The sequence below is a fragment of the Mesorhizobium sp. M0293 genome (genome assembly GCF_040321735.1).
Taxonomy (GTDB): domain Bacteria; phylum Pseudomonadota; class Alphaproteobacteria; order Rhizobiales; family Rhizobiaceae; genus Mesorhizobium.
Genome location: NZ_JAMYSA010000014.1, coordinates 20,365 through 44,849 on the forward strand (window position 1 = coordinate 20,365; position 24,485 = coordinate 44,849).

Here is a 24,485-nt window from a genome sequence, read left to right on the forward strand (position 1 = left end):
GATGCGTCGTCGGTCGCCTCCGGCCAACCGATCGCCATCGAGGCCGCATGGTGCGGGCTCGGGAACAGAAAACGGAGACTTACAATGGCTACCATCGGCACCTTCAAGAAGACCACCGCGAACGAGTTCATCGGCGAAATCGTCACCCTCAGCGTCCAGGCCAAGAACGTGCGCATCGCCCCAGACACACGCGCCACTGGCGAGAACGCTCCCAGCCACCGGGTGCTGGTCGGCCGCGCCGAGATCGGCGCCGCATGGTCGAAGACCTCCAACGAGGGCCGCGACTATCTGGGTCTCAAGCTCGACGATCCGAGCTTCAACGCCCCGATCTACGCCAACCTCTTCGACGATGAGGAAGGTGAGGGCTTTTCGCTCATCTGGTCCCGCCCGAACGCGCGGCGGGGTGACTGAGGACCCGCGCAGGCCCCGGCCGGAAGGTCGGGGCCTTCGTCCGCGGACGTCCGGGTGGTTCCTTAAGCCGAGAGCGATGCCGAAACCGCATCGCCTGATGCTGATCAACCATCCTCCGCCGGCAGAATTGTTTCTATAAAATGCAGGCTCACTTTGTGAAGACGAGGGCAAGCGATGATCGAGCCGTTTGATGACACCGCGCCGACGGGTGACGAACTCACCGAATACGATCGGGAACACGTCAAGCTCTATGTACGCCTGCTTGACGCCGCCGACGACGGCGCCGACTGGCGCGAGGTGGTCGAAATCCTCTTCGGCATTGATCTGACGAAGGAGCCGCAACGCGCCCGGCGCATCCACGACAGCCATCTGGCGCGAGCGCGCTGGATGGCGCGTGCAGGCTACCGTCATCTCTTGCGTCGACCCGGCAACTAGAACCACAGCGCCTGTGGTTCGCGGGTGATGCCGAAGTGGCAGCACCCGATGCCCGGCAAGGGTCTTCCGCCAATCGCTACAACCCGGAATCGTTTGGAGGCGGGGTCTACGCGTTGTTTGCGAGGAGCTCTTGGATGAGGCCGGATACGTCGCATTGGCGAGACAATGCCAGCTATGATTATTTCGATACATTACCCATCGAAGGGCTCGCCTGGGAGTGTCTGCGGCGTCACGAACCCTATCAACGGCACTACCAAGCGCTCCTGACCACAAGAGCCGAAAAAGCACCCTTCCACCCTGAGACACAGCGGCTGTGGGGGTTACGATTTCCCGGCCAGGCCGGATTTGTCCGCCTTGGCGCAAGACGTTCTGTGGTCGCCTGACGTCGATCCAGCTGTGGTTTCTCTCGTGCCGGCGCCGGAATTCCTGTCGTCCTTGCGATCGGCGCCGTTGACCGGCCTGGGTGTGGTCCACGACAGCCCGGAAGGACGCCACACTGTCCATAGTGCAGGTGTCGCGACCCAACTTCTCCTTCTGCCAGGCAGTGACCCGCACAGCCAACTGGCGGCGTTGATTCCGTTGGACGCAGAAACGTTAGGACGGATCGAAACACTCACCCGTTTCTGGCGTGCCTGGCAGGGGCGCCCAACGGCTTCGGACACGCGTATGACGCCACAGCAGCGCCGCCGTTGCCGTCTGATGATGCAGGCCGCTGACGGCCGTGCGAACGGCGCGAGCTACCGCGACATTGCGATTGCGTTCTACGGACACAAGCGCATCGCCGCCGATCCTTGGAAGACCTCGGCGTTGCGCGATGCGGTGATCGGCCTGGTCGAGGGCGCCACCGCCATGATCGGCGGCGGCTATTTGCAGATCCTGCGTCATCGCCGCCGATCGTAGCGGTTGTGACACTGGACAGGGGGGTGGGATTTTAGCCTCCCTCAACTTCCCCATCCCTTGCGAAGCCCATTCTCCGCCACCGTGGTCGCCGTCCACCGCTGAACGCCAGCGGCTGCCCAAAACCCCACGGAGGTCCGACCCATGCGACCCGATATCGCCGTTCTGCCGCCGCGCTTCCTGCGCACCAAGGAAGCCGCGGATTTCCTCAGCCTGTCCGCCCGCACGCTCGAAAAGCACCGGACCTATGGCACTGGTCCTTCCTACCGCAAGCTCGGCGGCCGTGTTGTCTATGCCGTGGACGATCTTCAGGCCTGGGCCGAACGCGGCGCTGTCACCTCTACATCCGATCCGCGTGGGTTGGTCCTGCCCGCCAAGCGTCACACACCGACGCCGCCGGCGCATGGCGGACGATACGCACGCTGACCGCGCGCGGATTTCCAAATGGTGGCGCGAAACCAAACCCTTTCGGAGCGCGGGCAGCTCGACCTGTTCCGAGCGCTGCCTGGCGACTTCGCCCCACGAGACGCGCAGGATCTCATGGCCTATCCGTTCTTCTCCCTTTCCAAGACCCATCGCGTCGCGCCGATCGACTTCACGGCCGGCAACGTCACGGTCCGGGTCGAAGCCGTACCCGATCATGGGATGGCGACCATCTGGGACGCCGACATCCTGATCTGGGCCGCGAGCCAGATCGTCGAGGCGCGCGACGCCGGCCTTCGCACCTCGCGGCTGATGGCCACCACCCCCTATGAGATCCTCATGTTCGTCGGCCGCGGCAAGAGCCTGCGCGACTATCAGCGCCTGAAGGCGGGGCTTGATCGTCTGCAGTCGACCACCGTCTCGACGACGATCCGTCAGCCCGCCGAAGGCCGGCGTCACCGCTTCTCATGGATCAATGAGTGGCAGGAGCGCATTGACCGCCATGGCAAACCCGCGGGGATCGAGTTGATCGTCCCCGACTGGTTCTACCAGGCAGTCCTCGATGACGCGCTCGTGCTGACGATCGATCGCGCCTATTTCGACCTGACTGGCGGGCTTGAGCGCTGGCTCTATCGGCTGGTGCGCAAGCATGGCGGACGCCAGCGCGACGGCTGGCGCTTCGACTTCCGCCACCTTCATCAGAAATCCGGCAGCCTCTCACCCTACAAGCGCTTCGCCTTCGATCTGCGCGACATCATCCGCCGCCAGCCGCTACCCGGCTACACGCTTGCGCTCGAAGTAGAGATTGGCGGCCGGGTGCTGCTCGCCTTCGAGCGGATCGGCTCCTGTGGAGGGCCTGTGGACGGCCTCGTGCTATCAGGAACCGGACCTATCGTGCCATCGGGAACCGCAGGCTCGTGCTATCAGGAACCCAAACGGGGTCTAACCCTAGGAAACCAAAACCGAAATCGCGCCCTTAACTTAGACTCTAACCCAGAATCTAACCTTGAAGCGCGTACGCGCGATGTGCAGAGGCTCGTCCGGCGAGCCAACCACGCACTCAGCGTAACCACCAACAAAACCCCGAACACGTCGACGGTTTCTGGCGGTCGCAACACGGCAACCAGCGTCTCCGAAGCCCCCAATCCACCTCTTGATCCGCGCTCGGGAGCCACCCGATGATCGCCGCACTCCTCAATCGAAAGAGCTGTGTCGGCAAGGCAACTTTGACGCTGCTTCTCGCCGGTGAATTGACCTGCAAGGGAAATCAATTCGCGACCTTCGTCGTGCGCCCGACCACCGACATGACGACTCAGGAGCGCGCACGCATCGCCGCTTTCGAGCACGACTTCATCGTCCCCAACACGCTGCGCGCGCGGCTCGCGCGCGCATTTCCCACCGCATCAGGAGAACCGAAATGATTGGCATTGCGGCTCCCCGCATGCGCGGCGCGTTCCCGTCCACGCACCACGCTACCGACAATCTCATCCATGTCGAACTGACCTGGGTCGAGAAGAGGATCGAGAACTGGATACGGTTCGGCACGCACGTCCACGAACAGATTGTTGATCGTCGCCGGCGCATCCTGTTCTATCGCCCCGGCACGGTCTTTGCGTTCGTGCGCTGGGCCGCGAACGATTTTGGAACGATCATCTCGCGCATCGATATCGTGCGTGCGGTAGCACCTGGCGAAGCCTATCAGACACTGCCCTTCGTGCGCCCCGGCGGCGATATCCTGCTGAAGGTCGAGAGCTGGCCCAAGGTCGAGAGCGTGCTGCAGGCGATCGACGCCATCCAGCGCCTCGACATCGAGCCCGAGTTGGTGTCGCCCGATCATTGGCGGCACATCCACAACCGGATAACCGCCGGCCACACGCCGCGCAGCTACACATTCGACCAACATCGCGCCTTCCTGCTGCGCAAGAGGACCGAGCCGTGACGCGCGCCGGGATCATCCTCGCTAGCGTTCTCGCAACCATGGGCGTCGGCTATCCCGCCCTTACTTCGATGCCCACGAAGCTCATCTGGAATGCGTCAGCCAGCGCACCGATCGGCTTCTACACGATCGACTTCGACGGACCCTTCGAGGTCACCGATCTTGTCGCCGTCAACGCGCCCGAGCCACTCGCGGACTTCCTCACTGATCGCGGCTATCTGCCGAGGGGCGTGCCCCTGTTGAAGCGCATCCTTGGCGTGTCCGGGCAACGAGTCTGTCGCTCGAATCTGACCATCACTGTCGATGGTATCGAGGCGGGCGCGGCGCTCGAGCGTGATCGGGCCGGCCGAGACCTGCCGGTCTGGAAGGGCTGCCGCCGCGTCTCGACCGGGGAAGTCTTCCTGATGAACCGGCAGGTCCGCGACAGCCTCGACGGACGTTACTTCGGCCTCCTCTCCACCAGTCAGATCATCGGCCGCGCCGTCCCACTGTGGACAGACGAGGACGGCCGCGGCCGCTTCGAAGGGCGCGCGCCAACGCGGTGAGCGCGCGACCGGCGGCGCGCGTCGTGCCGCCAGCCTTCATCACCGCACCACTGAAAACAGGAGCCTGACATGCAACAGATTGGAGAGTTCACGCGCCAGAAGACTGGCTATAGCGGGCGCATCCACACGCTCAGCCTCAACCTCGAGATCGCCATTGTGGCGGCAGAGGCGAGCGAAACGGAGAATGCGCCTGACTACCGCGTTCACGCCGGAAGCGAGGACGGCCCCGAGATCGGCGCCGGCTGGAAACGCTCCAGCGAAAAGGCCGGCGACTATGTCTCGATCCAGCTCGACGGCCCGACCTTTGCGCAGCCGATACGCGCGAACCTCTTTCGCAATGGTGACGACAAAACGTCCTGGTCGCTGCACTGGGCGCGCCCGCGCGACCGCAGCGAGAAGGATTGAACGATGCGCGCTCGCCGTTCGTCGACGAGCCATCGCGGTGCCCGGCGGCTTCGTGCTGCCCGGCGCATGGCTCTGCTCCTCCTTTGCGGCCTGTCCGTCGCGACCGTCATGCCGGCGGCGACAGTGGCGCAGGACTTGGCCGTCGCGCGGTCGTCCCAACTCGATCCGTTCGGCGCGCATATCGCAGAAGCCTCGCACCGCTTCGGCGTTCCGACCGCGTTGATACGCGCCATCATGCGCAAGGAGAGTGCGGACGATGTGCGCGCCGTCTCCAGCGCAGGCGCCCGCGGCTTGATGCAGATCATGCCCGGCACATGGGATGATCTGCGCGCCCGCTGGTCGCTTGGCCGCGATCCATTCGATCCCCGCGACAATATCCTGGCCGGAACGGCGTATCTGCGCGAACTGCACGATCGCTACGGCTCACCGGGGTTTTTGGCCGCCTACAACGCGGGACCTGCACGCTACGAAGCCTACCTCACTGGGCGTCCGTTGCCGGCCGAGACCCGCGCCTATGTCGCAGCACTTGCCCCGCTTGCCGGAGGTCGCGCAACCACCCGCCCTTTCGCAGTCACGTCTGTCGAGGCCATTCCGTGGAAACACGGCTCGCTCTTCGTCGGTCAGCCGGATCGCATACAAGCTGTCGCTCTCGTGCCGACCGAGCGACCACCAAATGACGCGAACTCCGCACCCACCGTGCGCGATGTCTCCGCCATCGTGCCGCTGTCCGAAGGCCTCTTCGTGGCGCGCGCGGGCGAAGGGGTCCAGCCATGAGCGCGCACGGGCGTCTTCGCGCAGCCGCAAGTTCCAGCGCACCGTGGCGTGGATGGAGGCGGAAGGTGGGCAGAGCAACCGGAAGATGGCGAGATAAAAGGCCGCGAGGTGCGGCGTCGATCGGTCGTGTTGTTTCAATGGGTTATGCAGGATTTCCGCGAGGTGCTAACAGGCGGTGCACCTCGCCAGAACTCCGATTTACCCGTGATTTCCGTGTCTTGACACGATGTGCGGATCTTCGCCATGAACGGTGAGGATGGTTTCCGAATCCGGCCCGGCCGCATCCGCTCATCGGGCGCCCAGCGGGCCAGGCCCTTCATCGCGCAGGCGCTTGCCGCCGCCCAGAAGGCCGGCGCTCGTATCTCTCGCACCGGCCGGATCAGTTCGGGCAATCGCTCGACCTTCGGGCGTGGCCGCTCGGCGAGTGTGCGTGCCAATCGTCTCCTCACCAGCCGCTCGCGAGCCGTGATCATCAAGACACGGCTAGTGCGTCATCACGCGCGCGCAGCGCCGCTTGCCGCCCATCTCACCTATCTGGGCCGAGAGGGCGTCACCCGGGACGGGGAGAAGGCAAGGCTGTTCGGGCCGGGGGCCGGGGAGGTGGATGGCGGTGCTTTCGCCGCGCGGTGTGGCGATGATCGGCACCACTTCCGCTTCATCGTCTCGCCGGAAGATGCCATCGACATGGCGGACCTCAAATCCTTCGCCCGCGATCTGATGGGGCAGATGGAAAAGGACCTCGGCACGAAACTCGATTGGGCGGGCGTCGATCACTGGAACACCGACAACCCGCACCTTCACATCATCCTGCGTGGCCAGACTGAAGACGGGCAGGATCTTGTGATCTCCCGCGATTACATCAAAGAAGGGATGCGCGCCCGTGCCGCCGATCTCGTTACCCAGGAGCTCGGCCCGCGCACCGATCTCGACATCTATCGCAATCTGCAGCGTCAGGTCGAGGCCGAACGTTGGACCCAGCTTGACCGGCAGCTTGTTCGCGATGGCCGCGACGCAGGCGTTGTCGACCTTGCCTCCGCTGCGAACGCTCAGCCCGATGAGTATCACGTGCTGAAGGTCGGGCGGGTGCGCAAGCTCGAAACCCTTGGCCTTGCCGAACAGGTCGGCCCGGGCCAATGGATGATCGACGACAAGGCCGAGGCGACGCTGCGCGAGCTTGGCGACCGCGGCGACATCATCAAGCGTATGCACCGCGCCCTGACGGAACAGGGTATTGAGCGCGGCTCCGCGAACTATGTGCTGGCAGCGGAGCGCCTCGACACGCCGATCGTCGGTCGCTTGGTCGCGCGCGGCCTCGATGATGAGCTGAAGGGCAGCGCCTACGCCGTGGTCGATGGCACCGACGGCCGCACACATCACATCAAGCTATTTGACCTCGATGCCGCCGGCGACAGCGCTCCGGGTTCGATCGTCGAAGTGCGCAAGTTCCAAGACGCGCAGGGACATGGACGCGCAGCACTCGCTGTCCGTTCCGATCTCAACATTGAGCAGCAGGTTACCGCCGCCGGCGCAACTTGGCTTGACCGCCAGAACATCGCCCGCGAACCGATTGCACTATCCGAAGGCGGCTTCGGCGCCGAGGTGCGGCAGGCGATGCAGCGCCGTGCCGACCACCTCGTCCAACAGGGCCTCGGCGAGCGGCATGGCCAACGCACAACCTTCACCCGCAACCTGATCGAGACGCTGCGTCGCCGCGAGTTGGGGGCGCTCGGCGCAAAGCTCTCGGCCGAAAACGGCCAGCCCTTCAACCGCGCCCGCGGCGGCGAGTTCGTAGCCGGTTCCTATCGGCAACGCTTCACGCTCGCGTCGGGCCGCTTTGCCATGATCGATGACGGCCTCGGTTTCCAACTGGTGCCCTGGACGCCGTCCCTGGAAAAACATCTTGGCCGCCACGTCTCTGGTGTCGCTCGCAATGAGGACGGCATCGACTGGAGTTTTGGCCGCAAGCGAGGCCTCGGCCTCTAACCTAAATTTGAAGAAAGGACCACGGCCATGTCCGCCACCAAAATACTCTGGGGCCAGATCCTCGCGGTCTTGATGATCGTGCTGATCACCACCTGGAGCGCGACGGAGTGGGTGGCCTGGCGCCTGGCATTCCAGCCCGAGCTCGGCAGGCCATGGTTCCGTTTCCTGGGCTTTCCGTTTTACCTTCCGCCGTCATTCTTCTGGTGGTGGTATGGCTTCGATGCCTATGCGCCGTCGATCTTCGTGGAGGGAGCCTTTATCGCGGCTTCCGGCGGTTTCGCCTGCGTCGCCGTCGCCGTCGGCATGTCGGTCTGGCGGGCTCGCGAGGCCAAGAAGGTCGAGACCTACGGCTCCGCCCGCTGGGCCGACAAGCAGGAGGTCAAGGCAACTGGCCTTCTCGGCTCCGATGGAGTGGTGCTTGGGCGGTTTGACGGCGCCTATCTGCGCCACGACGGACCGGAGCACGTGCTGTGCTTTGCGCCCACACGTTCGGGCAAGGGCGTCGGCCTCGTCGTCCCGTCGTTGCTGACCTGGCCGAGCTCCGCCGTCGTCCACGACATCAAGGGCGAAAACTGGCAACTCACCGCGGGTTTTCGCGCCAGGCATGGCCGGGTCCTGCTGTTTGATCCGACCAATCCGAAATCCTCATCCTACAACCCGCTGCTTGAGGTGCGTCGCGGCGAATGGGAAGTCCGCGACGTCCAGAACATCGCCGACATCCTGGTCGATCCCGAAGGCTCGCTCGAGCGGCGAAACCATTGGGAGAAAACCAGCCATGCCCTGCTGGTCGGCGCGATCTTGCATGTGCTTTACGCCGAGACGGACAAGACGCTTGCCGGCGTCGCCGGCTTTCTTTCCGATCCGAAGCGTCCGATCGAATCGACGCTGTCGGCGATGATGAAAACAGCGCATCTGGGTGAGGGCGGTCCGCACCCGGTCATCGCCAGCGCCGCGCGGGAGCTCTTGAACAAATCAGACAACGAGCGCTCCGGCGTGCTCTCCACCGCCATGTCGTTCCTTGGCCTCTATCGCGATCCTGTCGTGGCCGAGGTGACCCGCCGCTGCGACTGGTGTATCACCGACCTTGTCGACGACAAGCATCCGACGACGCTCTACCTCGTCGTACCGCCGTCCGACATCAACCGGACCAAGCCGCTCATTCGCCTGATCCTCAATCAGATCGGTCGCCGCCTGACTGAAGATCTTCAGGTGAGGGCGCAAGGGCACCGGCTCCTCCTGATGCTCGACGAATTTCCGGCGCTTAGCCGCCTCGACTTCTTCGAGTCGGCGCTCGCCTTCATGGCCGGCTACGGGCTGAAAAGCTTCCTGATCGCTCAATCCCTCAATCAGATCGAGAGGGCGTACGGCGCCAACAACTCGATCCTCGACAACTGTCACGTCCGGGTGAGCTTTGCCACCAATGATGAGCGCACCGCCAAGCGGGTGTCCGACGCGCTTGGGACAGCGACCGAGATGAGGGCCATGAGGAACTATGCTGGCCACCGGCTGTCGCCGTGGCTCGGTCATCTCATGGTCTCCCGCTCCGAGACGGCTCGCCCGCTGCTCACGCCGGGTGAAGTGATGCAGCTGCCATCCACCGACGAGATTGTCATGGTCTCGGGTGCGCCGCCGATCCGCGCCAAAAAGGCGCGCTATCATGAGGATGCTCGGTTCCGGGAACGGATCCTGCCGCCACCGGTGCTGACGGCGGCGGCAGAGGAGGGGAGGCCCGACGACTGGACGAAACTGCCTCTGCCTTTCCGTCCGCAGATTGCTGAAGCCACGTCGGCGCCGTCGGCCAAGGATGACGACACAACTGAGTCCGAGCATCGTCGGCAACCTGAGCTCAGTCGCGTCGAGCAGGTCGTGGAGCCTTCGACCGAGAACGAATTCGAGATCGATCACCAGGACGACGTGGAAGACAGTGTTGCCCGCAATCGTCGACTGACGCGCCTCATGCAGGGCATTGCGCGGCAGGCGTCGCTCGACCCCGGTGACGGCGTGGATATGTGAGGCCCCCATGGTAAAGCCACCCCGCAAACAACGCCTGTCCGTCTATCTCGATCCGAAGGTCATGAGCAGGCTGGCCGAACATGCGGCGCGCCGAGATTTTTCGCGGTCGCTCGTCGCGGAAGCGGCCATCGAATCGTTCCTCTCACCCGATGCCGCCGAGCGACAGGAGGCGGCGATCACCAAGCGGCTCGATCAGCTCGATCGCCGTATGACACGCCAGGAGCGCGATGTCGCGATTGCCGTGGAGACGCTCGCGGTTTTCGTCCGCTTCTGGCTAGCGACAACAACGGCGTTGCCCGAGCCCGCGGCGCAGGCGGCCCACGCCAAGGCTGGCGAGCGCTATGATGCCTTTGTCACCGCACTCGGCCGGCGCCTGGCGAAAGGTCCAAAGCTTCGACAGGAAATCTCCGAGGATGTCGATGGCCGCCTAGACTCACACCAGCCCGGCAGGCCCGTGGGCTAAATGGACGGGCGGACTGAGATTTTGCTAGCCTCGATCAGTATTTTTCGTTGAAAATTATAGTCTTTATGCTATAAGGCGAGCGCAAATGGAAAACCAAAAGCCCACGGTATGGATGGGATCGTCGAAGGATGACCTGCGCGAGTTTCCGGTCGAAGTTCGCCGGTTGATGGGTGTCGCAATCAACGACGCCCAGAATGGTGAGGAGCACCCGGCTGTCAAAGCCCTGAAAGGGTTTGGGGGCCGCAGCATCCTCGAGGTGGTCGACGACTTCGACGGAGATACCTACCGCGCGGTCTACACCGTCCGTTTCGCTGGCGTGATCTACGTCCTTCATTGCTTCCAGAAGAAGTCGAAGAAGGGCAGGGAGACACCCAGGCATGAAATCGATCTCGTGACAGTGCGATTGAACGCGGCCGAGGCGCACTACCGCGAAAACCATGGGAAAGGAACAAAGTCATGACAGAAGACATCACCGCCGAAGTGAGCAGCGGCAACGTGTTTGCGGACCTCGGCTTTGACAATCCCGAAGAGGAATTGCTCAAGGCCAAGCTGGCCCGCGAGATCCGCGCCATTATCAAGCGCCGGCGCCTGACCCAGGCGAAGTCGGCTGAACTGCTCGGAATGAAGCAGCCCGACGTCTCCGCGATCGTCACCGGGCGCACGGGTAAGTTTTCGATAGACAGGCTGGTTCGCTGTCTGGACCGGCTCGACTACAAGGTCGACGTGGTGGTTCGCCACAAGCCTCGACGGTCAACTCGTGCTGAAGCCGCTTGATCAGACGGCTTTGCCGACGAGCGGACAATTGACGGCGAGCGCCGCCCTTCCTGAAGATCGTCAGCCTTGACTACAGGTCGGCACCGCCAATCTCCTGTATTTGCACGCTACGCCACTATGGCTCGACATAGGTGTTGAAACCACTCGAGATGTGGCTCTCTTAATCATCCCCGTCCAGGGGCCGTCCATGTTCCCCCGGATCGAAACGGGGACAGGATGGCAGCTTCGCCTCACAATCCAGAAGGTCTGGCGCGCGGCGCACGCATGCTGCGCACAGCGCTCGGGCCTGCGATCGCGCGCTATCTCGACGATGCGAGCATCGTCGAAGTGATGCTCAACCCCGATGGGCGTCTGTGGATCGATCGCCTGTCCGAGGGCCTATCCGATACGGGCGAACGTTTGTCGGCGGCGGACGGCGAGCGCATCGTTCGCCTCGTTGCTCATCATGTCGGTGCCGAAGTTCATGCCGGCGCCCCACGCGTCTCGGCCGAGCTGCCCGAGACGGGGGAGAGGTTCGAGGGGCTTCTTCCTCCCGTCGTCGCGGCGCCCGCCTTCGCGATCCGTAAGCCCGCCGTCGCCATCTTCACCCTCGAAGATTATGTCGCGACCGGGATCATGTCGGCGCAGCAGGCGGACGCGCTGCGCCAGGGCGTTGCCAACCGCGCGAACATCCTCGTTGCTGGCGGCACATCCACGGGCAAGACCACGCTGATCAACGCGCTGCTGGCCGAGGTGGCCAAGACCGCTGATCGCGTCGTCATCATCGAGGATACGCGCGAGCTGCAATGCGCCGCGCCCAATCTCGTGGCGATGCGCACCAGAGATGGCGTCGCGTCACTCTCCGATCTCGTTCGTTCGTCGCTGCGCCTGCGCCCCGACCGCATTCCCGTCGGCGAGGTGCGCGGGGCCGAGGCGCTCGAGTTGCTCAAGGCCTGGGGCACCGGCCCCCCCGGCGGCCTCGGGACGATCCACGCCGGCAGCGCCATCGGCGCGCTGCGGCGGATGGAACAGCTCATCCAGGAAGCCGTGGTCACGGTTCCACGCGCGCTGATCGCCGAGACAATCGACGTGGTTGCCGTCCTTTCCGGCCGCGGCTCCGCGCGCCGTCTGTCCGAACTCGCCCGTGTCGATGGCCTGCGCCCGGACGGTGATTACCAGGTCGCGCCGGCCGTCATCGAGGGCGACGACAGCCCGACCTTGCTCATCCAAAGCCCTGAAGGAGAAAATCCGTGATCCAACGCCTGCGCCTCGCGCGCCATCGTCTCGCCATGACCGTTTCCGTTGCCACGATTTCGCTGGTGATGGCCGCGCCCGCTCATGCCTCCGGTTCGTCGATGCCGTGGGAACAGCCGCTGCAACAGATCCTCCAGTCGATCGAAGGCCCGGTCGCCAAGATCATGGCGGTGATCATCATCATCGTCACCGGCCTGACGCTCGCCTTCGGCGACACGGCGGGCGGATTCCGCCGGCTCATCCAGATCGTGTTCGGCCTGTCCATCGCCTTCGCGGCGTCGAGTTTCTTCCTGTCGTTCTTCTCGTTCGGCGGCGGAGCGCTGGTCTGATGGCGGGTTCTGTCGAACAGGGCGGTTCAATGCCGGACTACGCAGTGCCGGGTTATGCGGTCCTCGTGCACCGGGCGCTGACCGAGCCGATCCTGCTCGGTGGCGCCCCGCGCGCCATCGCGATCATGAACGGGACGCTCGCCGGCGCCGTGGGGTTGGGGCTGCGTCTGTGGCTCGTCGGCCTCGCCATCTGGGCGATCGGCCATGTTGCCGCCGTCTGGGCCGCCAAGCGCGATCCGCTTTTCGTCGACGTCGTTCGCCGGCACCTGCGCATCCCGGCGCATCTCACGGTCTGAGGGGGGGCCATTGGATGATGAATCTTGCCGAATATCGCAATCGTAGCAGCCGGCTCGCCGACTTCCTGCCCTGGGTGGCATTGGTCGGCGCCGGCGTCGTCCTCAACAAGGACGGCAGCTTCCAGCGCACCGCGCGCTTTCGCGGTCCTGATCTCGACAGCGCCGTGCCGGCCGAACTGGTCGCCGTCGCCGGCCGGCTCAACAATGCCTTCCGCCGGCTCGGGTCCGGCTGGGCGATCTTCGTGGAGGCGCAGCGTCATGCCTCGACCCGCTATCCCGACAGCCGCTTTCCGGATGCGGCCTCCAACCTGGTCGATGCGGAACGAAAGGCGGGATTCGAGGAGGCCGGCGCGCATTTCGAGTCCAGCTACTTCCTGACGATTACCTATCTTGCGCCCGCCGAAGACGCGGCGCGCGCGGAAAGCTGGCTCTATGAAGGGCGTGAGAAGAAGGGTATGGACCCCCATGAGGTGCTGACCGGGTTCGCCGATCGCAGCGACCGCGTCCTGCGCCTTGTCGAAGCCTTCATGCCGGAGTGCCGCTGGCTCGATGACGCCGAGACGCTGACCTATCTGCATGGTTGCGTCTCGACCAATCGCCACCGTGTCCGCGTTCCCGAAACGCCGATGTATCTCGACGCCATGCTGGCCGACCAGCCGCTAACCGGCGGGCTTGAGCCGCGGCTTGGCGCGTCGCACCTGCGCATTCTCACGGTCACGGGTTTCCCGACCGCGACCACGCCGGGTCTGCTCGACGAACTGAATCGGCTGGCGTTCCCGTATCGCTGGTCGACACGCGCGATCCTGCTCGACAAGACCGATGCGACCAGGCTGCTGACAAAGATCCGGCGTCAATGGTTCGCCAAGCGCAAGTCGGTCGCGGCGATCCTGAAGGAAGTGATGACCAACGAGGCGTCCGTCCTCGTGGACACCGACGCCGCAAACAAGGCCGCCGACGCCGACATGGCGCTGCAGGAACTCGGCGCCGACTATGCCGGCATGGCCTATGTCACCGCAACGGTGACGGTGTGGGATGATGATCCCGGCACCGCCGACGAAAAACTGCGTCGGGTCGAAAAGGTCATCCAGGGTCGCGATTTCACAGCGATCATCGAAACCATCAACGCCGTCGACGCGTGGCTGGGCAGCCTGCCGGGTCACGTTTACGCCAACGTCCGTCAACCTCCCATCTCCACCCTCAATCTCGCCCACATCATCCCGCTTTCCGCGGTGTGGGCGGGCGAGGTGCGGGACGAGCATTTTGCAGCGCCCCCTCTGCTCTTCGGCAAGACCGAAGGCTCGACCCCGTTCCGGCTTTCGCTTCACGTCGGCGACGTCGGCCATACGCTGATCGTCGGCCCGACCGGCGCCGGCAAGTCCGTCCTTTTGGCTCTGATGGCGCTGCAGTTCCGCCGCTATGCAGGCTCGCAGGTTTTCGCCTTCGATTTCGGCGGCTCGATCCGCGCGGCGGCACTCGCCATGGGCGGCGACTGGCATGATCTCGGCGGCGATCTCAGCGATGGGGCGTACGACAGTGTCAGCCTTCAACCGCTCGCGCGTGTTCATCATGTCCCCGAGCGCGCCTGGGCCGCTGACTGGATCGTGGCGATCCTGGCACGCGAAGGTTTGACGATCACACCTGAGATCAAGGAGCATATCTGGACGGCGTTGACCTCGCTGGCCTCCGCGCCCGTCGAGGAGCGCACGATCACCGGTCTGGTCATGCTGTTGCAATCAAATGATCTCAAGCAGGCACTGCGCTCATACTGCGTGGGTGGTCCCTACGGACGCTTGCTCGATGCCGAGCGTGAGCAGCTCGGATCGGCGTCGGTCCAGGCATTCGAGACCGAAGGGCTGATCGGAACGGGTGCTGCGCCCGCGGTCCTGTCCTATCTCTTCCATCGCATCGAGGACCGGCTCGATGGCTCGCCAACCCTTCTCATCATTGACGAAGGTTGGCTTGCGCTTGACGATGACGGTTTCGCCGGCCAGCTCCGCGAATGGCTGAAGACGCTGCGCAAGAAGAACGCCAGCGTCATCTTCGCCACGCAGTCACTCAGCGACATCGATGGTGCGGCAATCGCGCCCGCGATTATAGAGAGCTGCCAGACCCGGCTTCTCCTGCCGAACGAGCGCGCCATCGAGCCGCAGATCACGGCGATCTATCGCCGCTTCGGCCTCAACGATCGGCAGATCGAGATCATCGCCCGGGCGATGCCGAAGCGCGACTACTACTGCCAGTCCCGTCGCGGCAACCGGCTGTTCGAGCTCGGCTTGTCCGATGTGGCACTCGCGCTTTGCGCTGTATCCGCAAAGACCGACCAGGCCGCGATCGCCCGCATCGTCGCCGAGCATGGCCGTGACGGGTTCCTCGCAACCTGGCTGACCCACCGTGGCGTCGGCTGGGCCGCTGAACTCGTTCCCGCCCTAACCAGCCCCGCCCTCACCAACAAGGAGAAGTTCCCATGAAACTGCGCCGCTCGCTTGGCATGCGGTTCGCTGCCGCCCTGCTTGTCGCTCCCGCCGCCGTCGCGCCAATGCTGGCGACGCCGGCACAAGCCTTGATCGTTTTCGATCCCTCGAACTATTCGCAAAACGTCCTGACGGCAGCGCGCTCGCTCGAGCAGATCACCAACCAGATCACCTCGCTTCAGAACCAAGCGCAGATGCTCATCAACCAAGCCCGCAATCTCGCCAGCCTGCCATTCTCCTCGCTCCAACAGCTCCAACAGTCCGTGCAGCGCACGCAGCAATTGCTCGGCCAGGCACAGAACATCGCTTATGACGTCGAGCAGATCGATCAGGCCTTCCAGCAGAAATACGGCAACGTCTCACTCTCGGCGTCGGATCAGCAACTCATCGCCGACGCGCGCTCGCGCTGGGGCAACACGGTTGGTGGGCTTCAGGACGCAATGCGTGTGCAGGCGGGCGTCGTCGGCAACATCGACACCAATCGAACGCAGATGTCGGCACTGGTCGGCCAGAGCCAGGGTGCGACCGGAGCGCTTCAGGCAACACAGGCCGGCAACCAGCTCCTTGCGCTTCAGGCGCAGCAGCTCGCCGATCTCACCGCTGTTGTCGCGGCGAACGGTCGGGCGCAGGCGTTGCAATCGGCCGAACAGGCCACCGCCGCCGACCAGGGCCGCGAGCAGCGCCGCCGCTTCCTGACGCAGGGCTCTGGCTACCAACCCGGCAGTGCGCAGATGTTCTATGGCAAGAACTGAGGCCGGCGCGATGGATGGCAAGATCTTCGCCCGCATCGGCGCGGTCGTCTTCATCGGTGTCGCTTTGACAGTGACCGCAATCGAGATGGGCAGCAAGGACGATGAGCCTGACGCCCTGGCGACGCGCGACCGTTCCATCGCGTCACAAGACCCGCTCGCGTCCGAATTGCGCCGCTGTTCCGCGATCGGCGAGGCCGGTCCTCGCGATCCCGGCTGCCTGAAAGCGTGGGCAGACAGCCGGCGCCGGTTTCTCGGTCAACGCGGCTCGGCAACCGCGCCTGTTCCGGCAGCGCCGACAACGCTGTTTCCGAATGTGCCGGCGTCAGGCGACCGGAAAGAAGGGCATCGGGGGGATGTGACCGCTCCGGCGATGCAGGTCGAGCCGCCTCGGCCGGAGATTCGCTGATATGGGCGGCATGGGGGTCATCGACCATTTCCTCGAAGTCTTCACGCGCTACATCGACAGCGGCTTCGGCCTGCTCGGCGGCGAGGTCGGCTTCATCGCCACGACGCTGATCGTCATCGATGTGACGCTGGCGGCGCTCTTCTGGTCCTGGGGTGCCGACGACGACATCATGGCGCGCCTCGTCAAGAAGACGCTCTTCGTCGGTGTCTTCGCCTACCTTATCTCCAACTGGAACAACCTCGCCCGCATCGTCTTTGAAAGCTTCGCCGGGCTTGGCCTAAAGGCTTCGGGTACGGGTTTTACCGTCAACGATCTCATGCGCCCGGGCAAGGTGGCGCAGACCGGGCTCGACGCCGGCCGGCCGTTGCTGGACTCGATCTCGAACCTGATGGGCTATTGGTCCTTCTTCGAGAACTTCATCCAGATCGCCTGCATGTTCTTCGCCTGGGCGCTGGTGCTGCTCGCCTTCTTCATCCTGGCAATCCAGCTTTTCGTCACGCTGATCGAGTTCAAGTTGACGACGCTCGCCGGTTTCGTGCTGATTCCCTTCGGTCTGTTCGGCAAATCCGCGTTCATGGCCGAGCGGGTGCTCGGCAACGTCATCTCGTCCGGCATCAAGGTGCTCGTGCTCGCCGTCATCATCGGCATCGGCTCGACCCTCTTTTCCGAGTTCACCTCGGGATTCGGCGGCAACACGCCGTCGATCGACGACGCCATGGCGATCGTACTGGCCGCGCTGTCGCTGCTCGGCCTTGGCATATTTGGACCCGGCATTGCCAACGGTCTCGTCTCCGGCGGTCCGCAGCTCGGCGCGGGTGCGGCGGTCGGCACCGGGCTCGCCGCCGGCGGCATGGCAGCAGTGGGCGCGGCGGCCGGCGGTGCAGTCATGTCTGGGGGTGCGGCTGTTGGCGGCGGCGCGGCCGCAGCGGCTCGCGGCGGGGCCGCGACAGCGGGCAGGGCATCCACAGCCTACGGCCTCGGCGCGGCCGGACAGTCAGGCTTTTCCGGCGTCGCATCCGGGCTCGGCGGTGTCATCAGCGCCGGTGCCCAAGGCGCCATCTCGCCGCTCAAGCGCGCGGCCAATCATGCGGCAGGCGGCGTGAAGCAGAGCTACCAGTCCGGCGCTCGCGCTGCCTTCGAGACGACGGGCGGATCCTCCACCGCCGGCACAATCGGCGCGAACGCGCCCGAAGCCGGCTCCGCTCCCGTCGCGTCCTCCGCCACCGAAAGTCAGCCTGCCTGGGCAAAGCGCATGAAGCGCTCGCAACTGATGACCCATGGCGTCCAGGCCGCCGCTCACGCCGTTCGCAGTGGCGACAGCCATGGCGGCGGCTCCTCGATCAACCTCTCTGAAAGTGACTGAGCATGTTCAAACGACCGTCCACGCACTACGGCAGATCCCCACAACCCGAGACGCCCTACCAGCGTGCTGCCCAGGTCTGGGACGAGCGCATCGGTTCGGCTCGCGTGCAGGCGCGCAACTGGCGCACCATGGCCTTCGCCTCCCTGGCGCTCGCCGCCGGCTTCTCCACAGCACTCGTCTGGCAATCCGCCAACGGCTCGATCGTCCCCTGGGTAGTGCAGGTCGATCGTCTCGGCCAGGCGCAGGCTGTGGGACCCGCCGCCGCCGACTATCAGCCCAACGATCCGCAGATTGCCTTCTACCTGGCGCACTTCATCGAACAGGTGAGGTCGATCCCCGCCGATCCGGTCATCGTGCGGCAGAACTGGCTGCGCGCCTATGACTTCGCGACGCAGGGCGGGGCGCTGGCTCTCAACGACTATGCGCGCGCCAATGACCCGTTCACCAAGGTCGGCAAGCAGCAGGTCGCCGTCGACGTGTCGTCGGTAATCCGCGCATCGCCGGTGAGCTTCCGCATCGCCTGGGTCGAACGTCGCTATCAGGACAGCTCACTCGCTTCCACGGAGCGCTGGTCCGCCATTCTCACCATTGTCGTGCAGCCCCCGCGCGACGCCGACACGCTGCGGAAGAACCCCCTTGGAATCTACGTCAACGCCATCAACTGGTCGAAGGAGCTTGGACAATGACGGCCGCACTCTGCAAAGCCGCCCCCTGGGGGCGTCCGGCTTTCCTCATCCACGCAATGCCGGCCTTCCGCAAAATGGCCTTCCCGGCATTCCTGCTTTGCACTTCGGTGCTTACTGGCTGTGCCACCAGGCAGAAGCCGCCGGAGATATCCTATGATGATCCGGTCCCGGCCGTGCAATCCGTCGATCCGCCCCCGCCCGTCAAGGTGGTCGAGCTGTCAAAGCCGCTGCCGCTTCCAGGCCAGTTGAAGCTGCTCGGCAAGGCCGCAAAGCCGGAGCCGGAACCGACCGATCCGACCGCGCGCGTGAACCTTGCCAATGCCGCCGCGCGCGTCCAGCCTGTGCGCAACGGCTTCATCAACTCGATGCAGGTCTATCCGTTCGTCGATGGCGCGCTCTATCAGGTCTATGCCTCGCCGGGGCAGATCACCGACATCGCGCTCCAGCCCGGCGAGCAACTTGTCGGCTCCGGTCCCGTCGCCGCCGGCGACACCGTGCGCTGGATCATCGGCGATACCGAGAGCGGTACGGGCGGGGCCAAGCAGGTCCACCTCCTCGTCAAGCCGACGCGCGCCGACCTTCTCACCAATCTCGTCATCAATACCGATCGGCGTACCTATCACATGGAACTGCGCTCGACGCCGTCGACCTATATGGCGTCGGTTTCCTGGCAATACCCGCAGGACCAACTCATCGCCTTGCGCAGACAGAACCAGCAGGCTGAGGCTGCACAGCCGGTCTCGACAGGCATCGATCTTTCTCGCGTCAATTTCCGCTACGAGGTGACTGGCGATCGCGCACCGTGGCGGCCGCTGCGCGCCTTCGACGATGGCAAGCAGGTGTTCATCGAGTTCCCGCGAGGCATCGGCCAGGGCGAGATGCCGCCACTCTTCGTGGTCGGGCCGGAAGGCGACACGTCCGAGTTGGTCAACTACCGGGTGCGTGGCAACTACATGATCGTCGACCGGCTGTTTGCCGCCGCCGAGTTGCGGTTCGGCGCAGGCAAGAACCAGCAGCGCATCCGCATCTCCCGCACCGATGGGGTGAGGAGCAGTCGATTTTCATGGATGCGTGGTCCTGGTGAGACCCCGCCAGCGACGTACCTCCGAACAGACAGGGGAGGGTCGCCATCGTGAGCGACAGATTGGGTCCCGGGAAGGAAGGCCGGGGGCCGGCGGATGAAGCCCGGCCGGAGGCGTCGGTCGAAGATGACGCCCGGCCGTTGACAGGCGAGCCGGCCGCCGCGATGCGGCTGCGCGCCGAGCCGCCGCGCGTGACGCGTCTGTCCCGCAAAGCGCTGGCCGGGTTGGGGCTCGCCGCAAGCCTGACTGTCGGCGGGGCGCTGATCTACGCGCTGCAGAACCGTCAGCAAGGCCGGGGGCAGGAGCTGTATTCAACCGACAATCGCTCGACGCCCGATGGGCTCGCCGGCCTGCCAAAGGACTATGCGGGCGTTCCGAAGCTTGGCCCACCGCTTCCCGGCGATCTTGGCCGCCCGATCCTCGCCGCACAGAATGGCGGCCCCGCGCTGTCGACAGGCCCCATCGGCCCGGACCCGGAGGAGCAGCGCCGGAAGCAGGAACTGGAAGCGGCGAGGACCGCGCGTCTGTTTGCGTCCACGCAAACGCGGCCCGCAAGCGACGCGACCGCCGCTCAGCCTGGAAGAGGCACGACAGGCACCATGCCACAGACCGACCTCGCCAGCCTTGGCCTCGCGCCGCAACCTGCGACGCCCTTGGCGCAGGATCGCCAACTCGCGTTCCTCAATCAGCCGCCGGACAAGCGAACCGTCTCGTCGGACCGTGTTGCGGCGCCGGCGTCGAAGAACGTCCTGCAGGCAGGCGCCGTCATCGCAACCGCCCTCATCACCGGTATCCGTTCCGACCTGCCGGGTCAGATCACCGCGCAGGTGACAGAGAATGTCTATGACAGCCCCACCGGCCACATCCTTCTCATTCCGCAGGGGACGCGTCTCATCGGCCAGTATGACAATGGCGTCGGCTTCGGCCAGCGTCGCATGTTGCTGGTCTGGACCAGGCTGATTTTTCCTAACGGCCGCTCCATCGTTCTGGAACGTGAGCCTGGAGCGGATGCGGAAGGCTATGCTGGCCTCGAGGATGGCGTCGACTATCACTGGGGCGAGTTGTTCAAGGCAGCCGCGCTCTCCACGGTTCTGAGCATCGGCGCGCAAGCAGGCTCATCGGGCCAGGAGAGCAACATTATGCGCGCTCTTCGTCAGGGTGCTTCCGATAGCATAAGCCAGACAGGCCAGCAGATCGTCCAGCGACAGCTCAACATAGCGCCGACACTCACCATCCGACCGGGATACCCGGTGCGCGTCATCGTCACCCGCGATCTTGTGCTCGAATCTTACGGAGGCTGAAATGGCCAAGTTGAAACTGGGGCCAATCGCTGACGACAAGCCTGTCAAGGTCATGGTGGAACTACCCGCGGCATTGCACCGTGATCTGACCGCTTATGCCGAGATCCTCGGCCGCGAAGCGGGGCAACGGCCCGCCGATGCGCCGCGCCTCATCGTTGCGATGTTGGAGCGGTTCATTGCGACGGATCGAGGCTTTGCCAGGGCAAAGCGTTCGGAGGGTGGTTAGAGGCGGGACGACTGAAGTCAAACCGGGTCAGTCGCACCTCCCAGTCATGGCGTGACGTCAGAAATCGCGCCGCGGCGTTCCGTACTTCGTACATTGACAGGGGTAGGGGGGCGCGTTGCTGTTACCATGTTTCTTGCTGTCCCAACCAGCCGCAAAAGCGCGCGCTTTGGGTTCGATTCCAGCCACACTGCCTTGATCGAACTGACGCTGCTCTGGCCACGGATCGGTTTCCACACCGTGGCGTCGATGGCGACTGTCCTGGCAAAACCCTCGCCCGCCAGAGTCACGCCTTGACCGAGTTGCACCTTGAGGATGACCGTTGCTTCGCTGGCGCGACATATCTGGACAGTGGGGCCACCATTCGCAGCGATATGCTCCAGCAAACGCAGATCCCGGGGGGATCCGCCTGAAACCAGCAGACACGTATCTGCAAGATCTGACCATGTGACCGCAGGCCTTTCAGCAAGCGGATGGTAGCAGGGCAGCAGAACGAACAAGCGCTCGTGCGCAAATATTTCGCTACGGCACAATGCGGCGTTCTCCAGGCCATGCGTGAAGACGATGTCGAGGCGCCGGCGGCGTATTGCCGCCAGACACTGTTCATGGGGAACGTCCTCGATGGCGATGCTCACGCCAGGATGTAAGCTGCGAAATCGATCGACAAGGCGCGCCACGAACGCCCGGCCTATCTGGCCGCACAACCCTATCTTGACTGTTTTGGCATCATCCTGGTCGTCACGACCAACTCCGGCCAAGGCATCTTGCAAGCCCTCATAATGAGCCCGGACGAGGTCAGTCCAGGCCCGGCCTCCTTCGGTCAGCCGAACGCCATGGACGTCGCGATCAAACAACTGCATGTCCAGCAATTGCTCAAGAGCAACGATGTTGCGGCTGACACAGGATTCCCGCACTCTGAGAACTCTTGCGGCCTGCCTGAGGCTACCATGATCGACAGCTGCGAAGACATGGTCCAAACGGCGGAGCGTATTGTTGACCTGTCCCAAGGCGCAGGAGCCTATTCCTGCGCGGCGGCGACGCTAACGGGCAGGGTCGGACACAAGCTCGTTTCGTAGACGTACTCGTGCGGAATGGCCGGAGTGGCCATCTGGGAGAGGTACCGGTTCAGGTTTTCCTCGCTATTGCTCGCCGCGAGGCTACAGAAATTTCCGCTGTTCCACGTCAGGGAGCAGTAGCTGAAATGTGCGCGTATTGCGTCAGCCATCTCTGCCAAAGTCACTTCATTGCCGAACATCGTATCCAGAACGAGGGTTTGCTTCTTCTCGATTTCGTCTGGCGGAAAATAGCGCGCCTTGAAGCCGAAATCCTTCTGGTATTCGCGACGCCTGTAGTCCGGCTCCTCGGTTGCCCGGAACTTCTCGACGAAGACGAAGATTCCGTCCTGCTTGAGGTGCTGGGTCACGAACTCGATCTGTCCCGTTCTGTTTGGCGAGTACATCTGGAAGGTCGTATCTTCGAGAATGATATCGAACCCGTGAGCGAAATTTGCCAATCGCGGATCCGAACTCAGGACGTCCTTCGTCAACTTGTGGAAGGGACCGACGAAAAAGTCGGCGTGTGGCGGTTGGCCATAAGCCATGAAGCATTTGTAATTCTCCGCGTTCGGACTGCACGACAGTGTGCGTATTTGTCCCTCCGACAGTTCGGATAGTGTTCTTGCCATCGTGCCTTCCGCTGTTCCAAGGCTGTATAGCGAAAGCGGAGCGCCACGGTGCCGTGCGTATTTCAGCACTGCATAGGCCATCCGGCACTCCTCTTCCAATCTGTAAGGAATGCTGCCGTGATAGTGCTGGTCGAAAAAACCTTGTCGTGCCGCATGCAGGCTGACCAGGCCGCGCAGCAGTTCATCGCTCGGCAGGAGGCGGGCGTCGGCCACGGGCTTGCGTATTGGCATCCCGCTCTTGCCAGCGGCGGTCGCCGCGAAAAAGCCGGCGAGTCCGTTGATCCGTGGGCCATGGTCGCACTCAGCCAGAAAGTCGTCGAGTCCACGCATCGCAGTATGCCTCCAGCACCGTTCTGTTGGTGAGATGCCGATACGTCGATGGGGGAAATTCCACTAAGATAAGTGTGGTCTAATATTTCACCGGGCTCAAGTATTGGCTGAGCCAACTGGTAGGCCTGCCGGATACAGGCGGCTTTCACTCGTTTGCCATTTTTTCGCTAAAGTCACATCTTCTACCAATCCAGAGTTATTTGCGTGTTGTTCAGCAACCCATGGTTCGCCACATCATGCAACGACTGGCCATTCGCCAGTAAGGAGGCTGTCGATACGTGAATACTCTTGCCCTCGACCCGACCGAGAATCGCCGTTCACGGCACCAATCGCTTGACCACAAGTATGAGAGTTGGGGGAGCGTGCGGGCGGACGTAGTCAAAAGAACCGGGCTTGAGCGTCAGGAGACAAGAATCCTCCAGCCAAACCATGTGTTCTTGATGAACCTGAAGGGCACGGCGTGCCGCGGAGAAGACATCGTGGATGGGCGCCGGATTGCCTTTTTGCCGCGCCGGGCCGGTTCGATAATCTTCATGCCCGCGGGCAGTGATTGGAATGGGTGGGACGAGGGGGACGCGACCGCTTCCTACCTCCTGGTCTCAATTGAAAGAGGGTTCGCCGATGATGTGTTTGCGGGAATGGCTCGCCATCGCCCGGCGGTGCTGCCGCCTTCGATCGGATTTCGGGACGGCACTGTAGAGTTGGCTTTGCAGAGGATTGCCTTGGAGCTCAAGCAGCCTGACCCCATCAGCGCAACGATGGTGGAGTGCCAGGCCACGCAATTGCTCGGGCAAATGTTAAGGTTGAACGGCTTCCATCAGGAACCGGTAAAAGGCGGTTTGTCATCGTTCGATCTCAAGCGAGCGGTGGCAATGATCGAGGCGTTGTCGGACGGCAGACCGACGCTCGCCGATTTGGCAAAGGAGGTTGGGGTTAGCCGGTTCCATTTCTGGAGGGCCTTCAAGCAGTCGACAGGCATGACCCCGCACGCATTCATTGCGCAGCGACGGTTGGAGCAGTCCGCGGACATGCTGCGATCGACCAATCTGTCGGCGACGGAAATCGCGATGGAATGTGGTTTCGGCAGTTCGAGCCATTTCGCGACCGCCTTTAAGCGGGCTTTCGGTGCGGGCCCGACGGAATTTCGTCGTAAGTGCAGAATCTAGGTCGCCGCCTGTCGGTTCTCAGCAAGTATCGGAAATCCCCAACATCACAGTAAAGCAGGCTTGGCGGAAGAAGGTATCCATCGGCGGTCAGCCCGGGATACGCC

30 protein-coding genes are annotated in these 24,485 nt (G+C 63.7%); 28 read left to right on the top strand and 2 right to left on the bottom strand.

What is annotated here, in order from left to right:
- The first annotated feature begins 84 nt into the window (after positions 1–84).
- The 27 genes from NKJ06_RS08055 (at position 85) to NKJ06_RS08185 (ending at position 21,204) form a co-directional block, all read left to right on the top strand.
- Positions 85–411: a DUF736 domain-containing protein gene (locus tag NKJ06_RS08055; protein ID WP_352809554.1), complete on the top strand. Its 327-nt coding sequence runs from the start codon at positions 85–87 to the stop codon at positions 409–411.
- Between the two features lie 174 nt (positions 412–585).
- Positions 586–846, top strand: coding sequence for a DNA -binding domain-containing protein (locus NKJ06_RS08060; protein WP_352809556.1), 261 nt, complete (start codon positions 586–588; stop codon positions 844–846).
- Between the two features lie 134 nt (positions 847–980).
- Positions 981–1,229, top strand: a complete 249-nt coding sequence (locus NKJ06_RS08065) for a transcriptional regulator domain-containing protein (protein ID WP_008877977.1) — start codon at positions 981–983, stop codon at positions 1,227–1,229.
- A complete protein-coding gene (locus NKJ06_RS08070; RefSeq protein ID WP_352809558.1) occupies positions 1,201–1,746 on the top strand; it encodes a DUF2285 domain-containing protein in 546 nt (181 codons plus the stop codon). Before NKJ06_RS08065 ends, NKJ06_RS08070 begins: the two co-directional genes overlap by 29 nt.
- A gap of 141 nt (positions 1,747–1,887) precedes the next feature.
- A complete protein-coding gene (locus NKJ06_RS08075; protein WP_352677189.1) occupies positions 1,888–2,169 on the top strand; it encodes a helix-turn-helix transcriptional regulator in 282 nt (93 codons plus the stop codon).
- Positions 2,170–2,187: 18 nt separating this feature from the next.
- The gene (locus NKJ06_RS08080; RefSeq protein ID WP_352809559.1) at positions 2,188–3,348 is read left to right on the top strand and encodes a replication initiator protein A; all 1,161 of its coding nucleotides are present in this window, start codon (positions 2,188–2,190) and stop codon (positions 3,346–3,348) included.
- Positions 3,345–3,587 (top strand): hypothetical protein, encoded by a 243-nt coding sequence (locus NKJ06_RS08085; RefSeq protein ID WP_352809560.1) that lies wholly within the window; start codon positions 3,345–3,347, stop codon positions 3,585–3,587. Before NKJ06_RS08080 ends, NKJ06_RS08085 begins: the two co-directional genes overlap by 4 nt.
- A complete protein-coding gene (locus NKJ06_RS08090; protein ID WP_352809561.1) occupies positions 3,584–4,105 on the top strand; it encodes a DUF2840 domain-containing protein in 522 nt (173 codons plus the stop codon). Before NKJ06_RS08085 ends, NKJ06_RS08090 begins: the two co-directional genes overlap by 4 nt.
- Positions 4,102–4,647 (top strand): S26 family signal peptidase, encoded by a 546-nt coding sequence (locus tag NKJ06_RS08095; RefSeq protein ID WP_352809563.1) that lies wholly within the window; start codon positions 4,102–4,104, stop codon positions 4,645–4,647. The genes NKJ06_RS08090 and NKJ06_RS08095 overlap by 4 nt, the downstream gene beginning before the upstream one ends.
- A gap of 69 nt (positions 4,648–4,716) precedes the next feature.
- Positions 4,717–5,052, top strand: a complete 336-nt coding sequence (locus NKJ06_RS08100) for a DUF736 domain-containing protein (protein ID WP_352809564.1) — start codon at positions 4,717–4,719, stop codon at positions 5,050–5,052.
- A gap of 3 nt (positions 5,053–5,055) precedes the next feature.
- On the top strand, positions 5,056–5,826 hold the full coding sequence (locus NKJ06_RS08105) for a lytic transglycosylase domain-containing protein (protein ID WP_352809566.1): 771 nt from the start codon (positions 5,056–5,058) through the stop codon (positions 5,824–5,826).
- Positions 5,827–6,069: 243 nt separating this feature from the next.
- Complete coding sequence (locus tag NKJ06_RS08110; protein WP_352809567.1) at positions 6,070–7,809, top strand: relaxase/mobilization nuclease domain-containing protein; 1,740 nt, start codon at positions 6,070–6,072, stop codon at positions 7,807–7,809.
- A gap of 27 nt (positions 7,810–7,836) precedes the next feature.
- On the top strand, positions 7,837–9,822 hold the full coding sequence (locus NKJ06_RS08115; RefSeq protein WP_352809569.1) for a conjugal transfer protein TraG: 1,986 nt from the start codon (positions 7,837–7,839) through the stop codon (positions 9,820–9,822).
- Between the two features lie 7 nt (positions 9,823–9,829).
- On the top strand, positions 9,830–10,285 hold the full coding sequence (locus NKJ06_RS08120; RefSeq protein WP_352809570.1) for a CopG family transcriptional regulator: 456 nt from the start codon (positions 9,830–9,832) through the stop codon (positions 10,283–10,285).
- Between the two features lie 85 nt (positions 10,286–10,370).
- The gene (locus NKJ06_RS08125; RefSeq protein WP_502905597.1) at positions 10,371–10,745 is read left to right on the top strand and encodes a type II toxin-antitoxin system RelE/ParE family toxin; all 375 of its coding nucleotides are present in this window, start codon (positions 10,371–10,373) and stop codon (positions 10,743–10,745) included.
- Complete coding sequence (locus NKJ06_RS08130) at positions 10,742–11,059, top strand: helix-turn-helix domain-containing protein (RefSeq protein WP_023707464.1); 318 nt, start codon at positions 10,742–10,744, stop codon at positions 11,057–11,059. Before NKJ06_RS08125 ends, NKJ06_RS08130 begins: the two co-directional genes overlap by 4 nt.
- Positions 11,060–11,275: 216 nt before the next feature.
- Positions 11,276–12,292, top strand: a complete 1,017-nt coding sequence (trbB, locus tag NKJ06_RS08135) for a P-type conjugative transfer ATPase TrbB (RefSeq protein ID WP_352809571.1) — start codon at positions 11,276–11,278, stop codon at positions 12,290–12,292.
- Positions 12,293–12,327: 35 nt separating this feature from the next.
- Complete coding sequence (locus NKJ06_RS08140; RefSeq protein ID WP_352809619.1) at positions 12,328–12,621, top strand: TrbC/VirB2 family type IV secretion system protein; 294 nt, start codon at positions 12,328–12,330, stop codon at positions 12,619–12,621.
- Positions 12,621–12,917, top strand: a complete 297-nt coding sequence (locus tag NKJ06_RS08145; RefSeq protein ID WP_352809572.1) for a VirB3 family type IV secretion system protein — start codon at positions 12,621–12,623, stop codon at positions 12,915–12,917. The genes NKJ06_RS08140 and NKJ06_RS08145 overlap by 1 nt, the downstream gene beginning before the upstream one ends.
- Before the next feature lie 14 nt (positions 12,918–12,931).
- Positions 12,932–15,385, top strand: coding sequence for a conjugal transfer protein TrbE (gene trbE / locus NKJ06_RS08150; protein ID WP_352809573.1), 2,454 nt, complete (start codon positions 12,932–12,934; stop codon positions 15,383–15,385).
- Positions 15,382–16,140 (top strand): P-type conjugative transfer protein TrbJ, encoded by a 759-nt coding sequence (gene trbJ, locus NKJ06_RS08155; protein WP_352809574.1) that lies wholly within the window; start codon positions 15,382–15,384, stop codon positions 16,138–16,140. Before trbE ends, trbJ begins: the two co-directional genes overlap by 4 nt.
- Positions 16,127–16,546 carry a putative entry exclusion protein TrbK-alt gene (gene trbK-alt, locus NKJ06_RS08160; protein ID WP_352809575.1) on the top strand — a complete coding sequence of 140 codons (420 nt, stop codon included), beginning with the start codon at positions 16,127–16,129 and terminating at the stop codon, positions 16,544–16,546. Before trbJ ends, trbK-alt begins: the two co-directional genes overlap by 14 nt.
- A 1-nt stretch (position 16,547) precedes the next feature.
- Positions 16,548–17,909, top strand: coding sequence for a P-type conjugative transfer protein TrbL (gene trbL / locus NKJ06_RS08165; RefSeq protein WP_352809576.1), 1,362 nt, complete (start codon positions 16,548–16,550; stop codon positions 17,907–17,909).
- 2 nt (positions 17,910–17,911) lie between these two features.
- Positions 17,912–18,595, top strand: coding sequence for a conjugal transfer protein TrbF (trbF, locus tag NKJ06_RS08170; protein ID WP_352809577.1), 684 nt, complete (start codon positions 17,912–17,914; stop codon positions 18,593–18,595).
- On the top strand, positions 18,592–19,731 hold the full coding sequence (trbG, locus tag NKJ06_RS08175; RefSeq protein ID WP_352809578.1) for a P-type conjugative transfer protein TrbG: 1,140 nt from the start codon (positions 18,592–18,594) through the stop codon (positions 19,729–19,731). Before trbF ends, trbG begins: the two co-directional genes overlap by 4 nt.
- Positions 19,728–20,978: a TraB/TrbI/VirB10 family type IV secretion system protein gene (locus NKJ06_RS08180; protein ID WP_352809579.1), complete on the top strand. Its 1,251-nt coding sequence runs from the start codon at positions 19,728–19,730 to the stop codon at positions 20,976–20,978. Before trbG ends, NKJ06_RS08180 begins: the two co-directional genes overlap by 4 nt.
- 1 nt (position 20,979) lies before the next feature.
- Positions 20,980–21,204 (top strand): DUF2274 domain-containing protein, encoded by a 225-nt coding sequence (locus NKJ06_RS08185; RefSeq protein WP_023673788.1) that lies wholly within the window; start codon positions 20,980–20,982, stop codon positions 21,202–21,204.
- 44 nt (positions 21,205–21,248) lie between these two features.
- On the opposite strand, the gene NKJ06_RS08190 is transcribed toward NKJ06_RS08185, so the two are convergent.
- Both NKJ06_RS08190 and NKJ06_RS08195 read right to left on the bottom strand, forming a co-directional pair.
- Positions 21,249–22,208 (bottom strand): LysR family transcriptional regulator, encoded by a 960-nt coding sequence (locus NKJ06_RS08190; protein WP_352809580.1) that lies wholly within the window; start codon positions 22,206–22,208, stop codon positions 21,249–21,251.
- 11 nt (positions 22,209–22,219) lie between these two features.
- Entirely contained in the window at positions 22,220–23,215 is a 996-nt protein-coding gene (locus tag NKJ06_RS08195) for a class I SAM-dependent methyltransferase (protein WP_352809581.1), read from the bottom strand.
- 278 nt (positions 23,216–23,493) lie between these two features.
- Between NKJ06_RS08195 and NKJ06_RS08200 the strand changes: the two genes are divergently transcribed.
- Entirely contained in the window at positions 23,494–24,381 is an 888-nt protein-coding gene (locus tag NKJ06_RS08200; RefSeq protein WP_352809582.1) for a helix-turn-helix transcriptional regulator, read from the top strand.
- Positions 24,382–24,485: the final 104 nt, after the last annotated feature.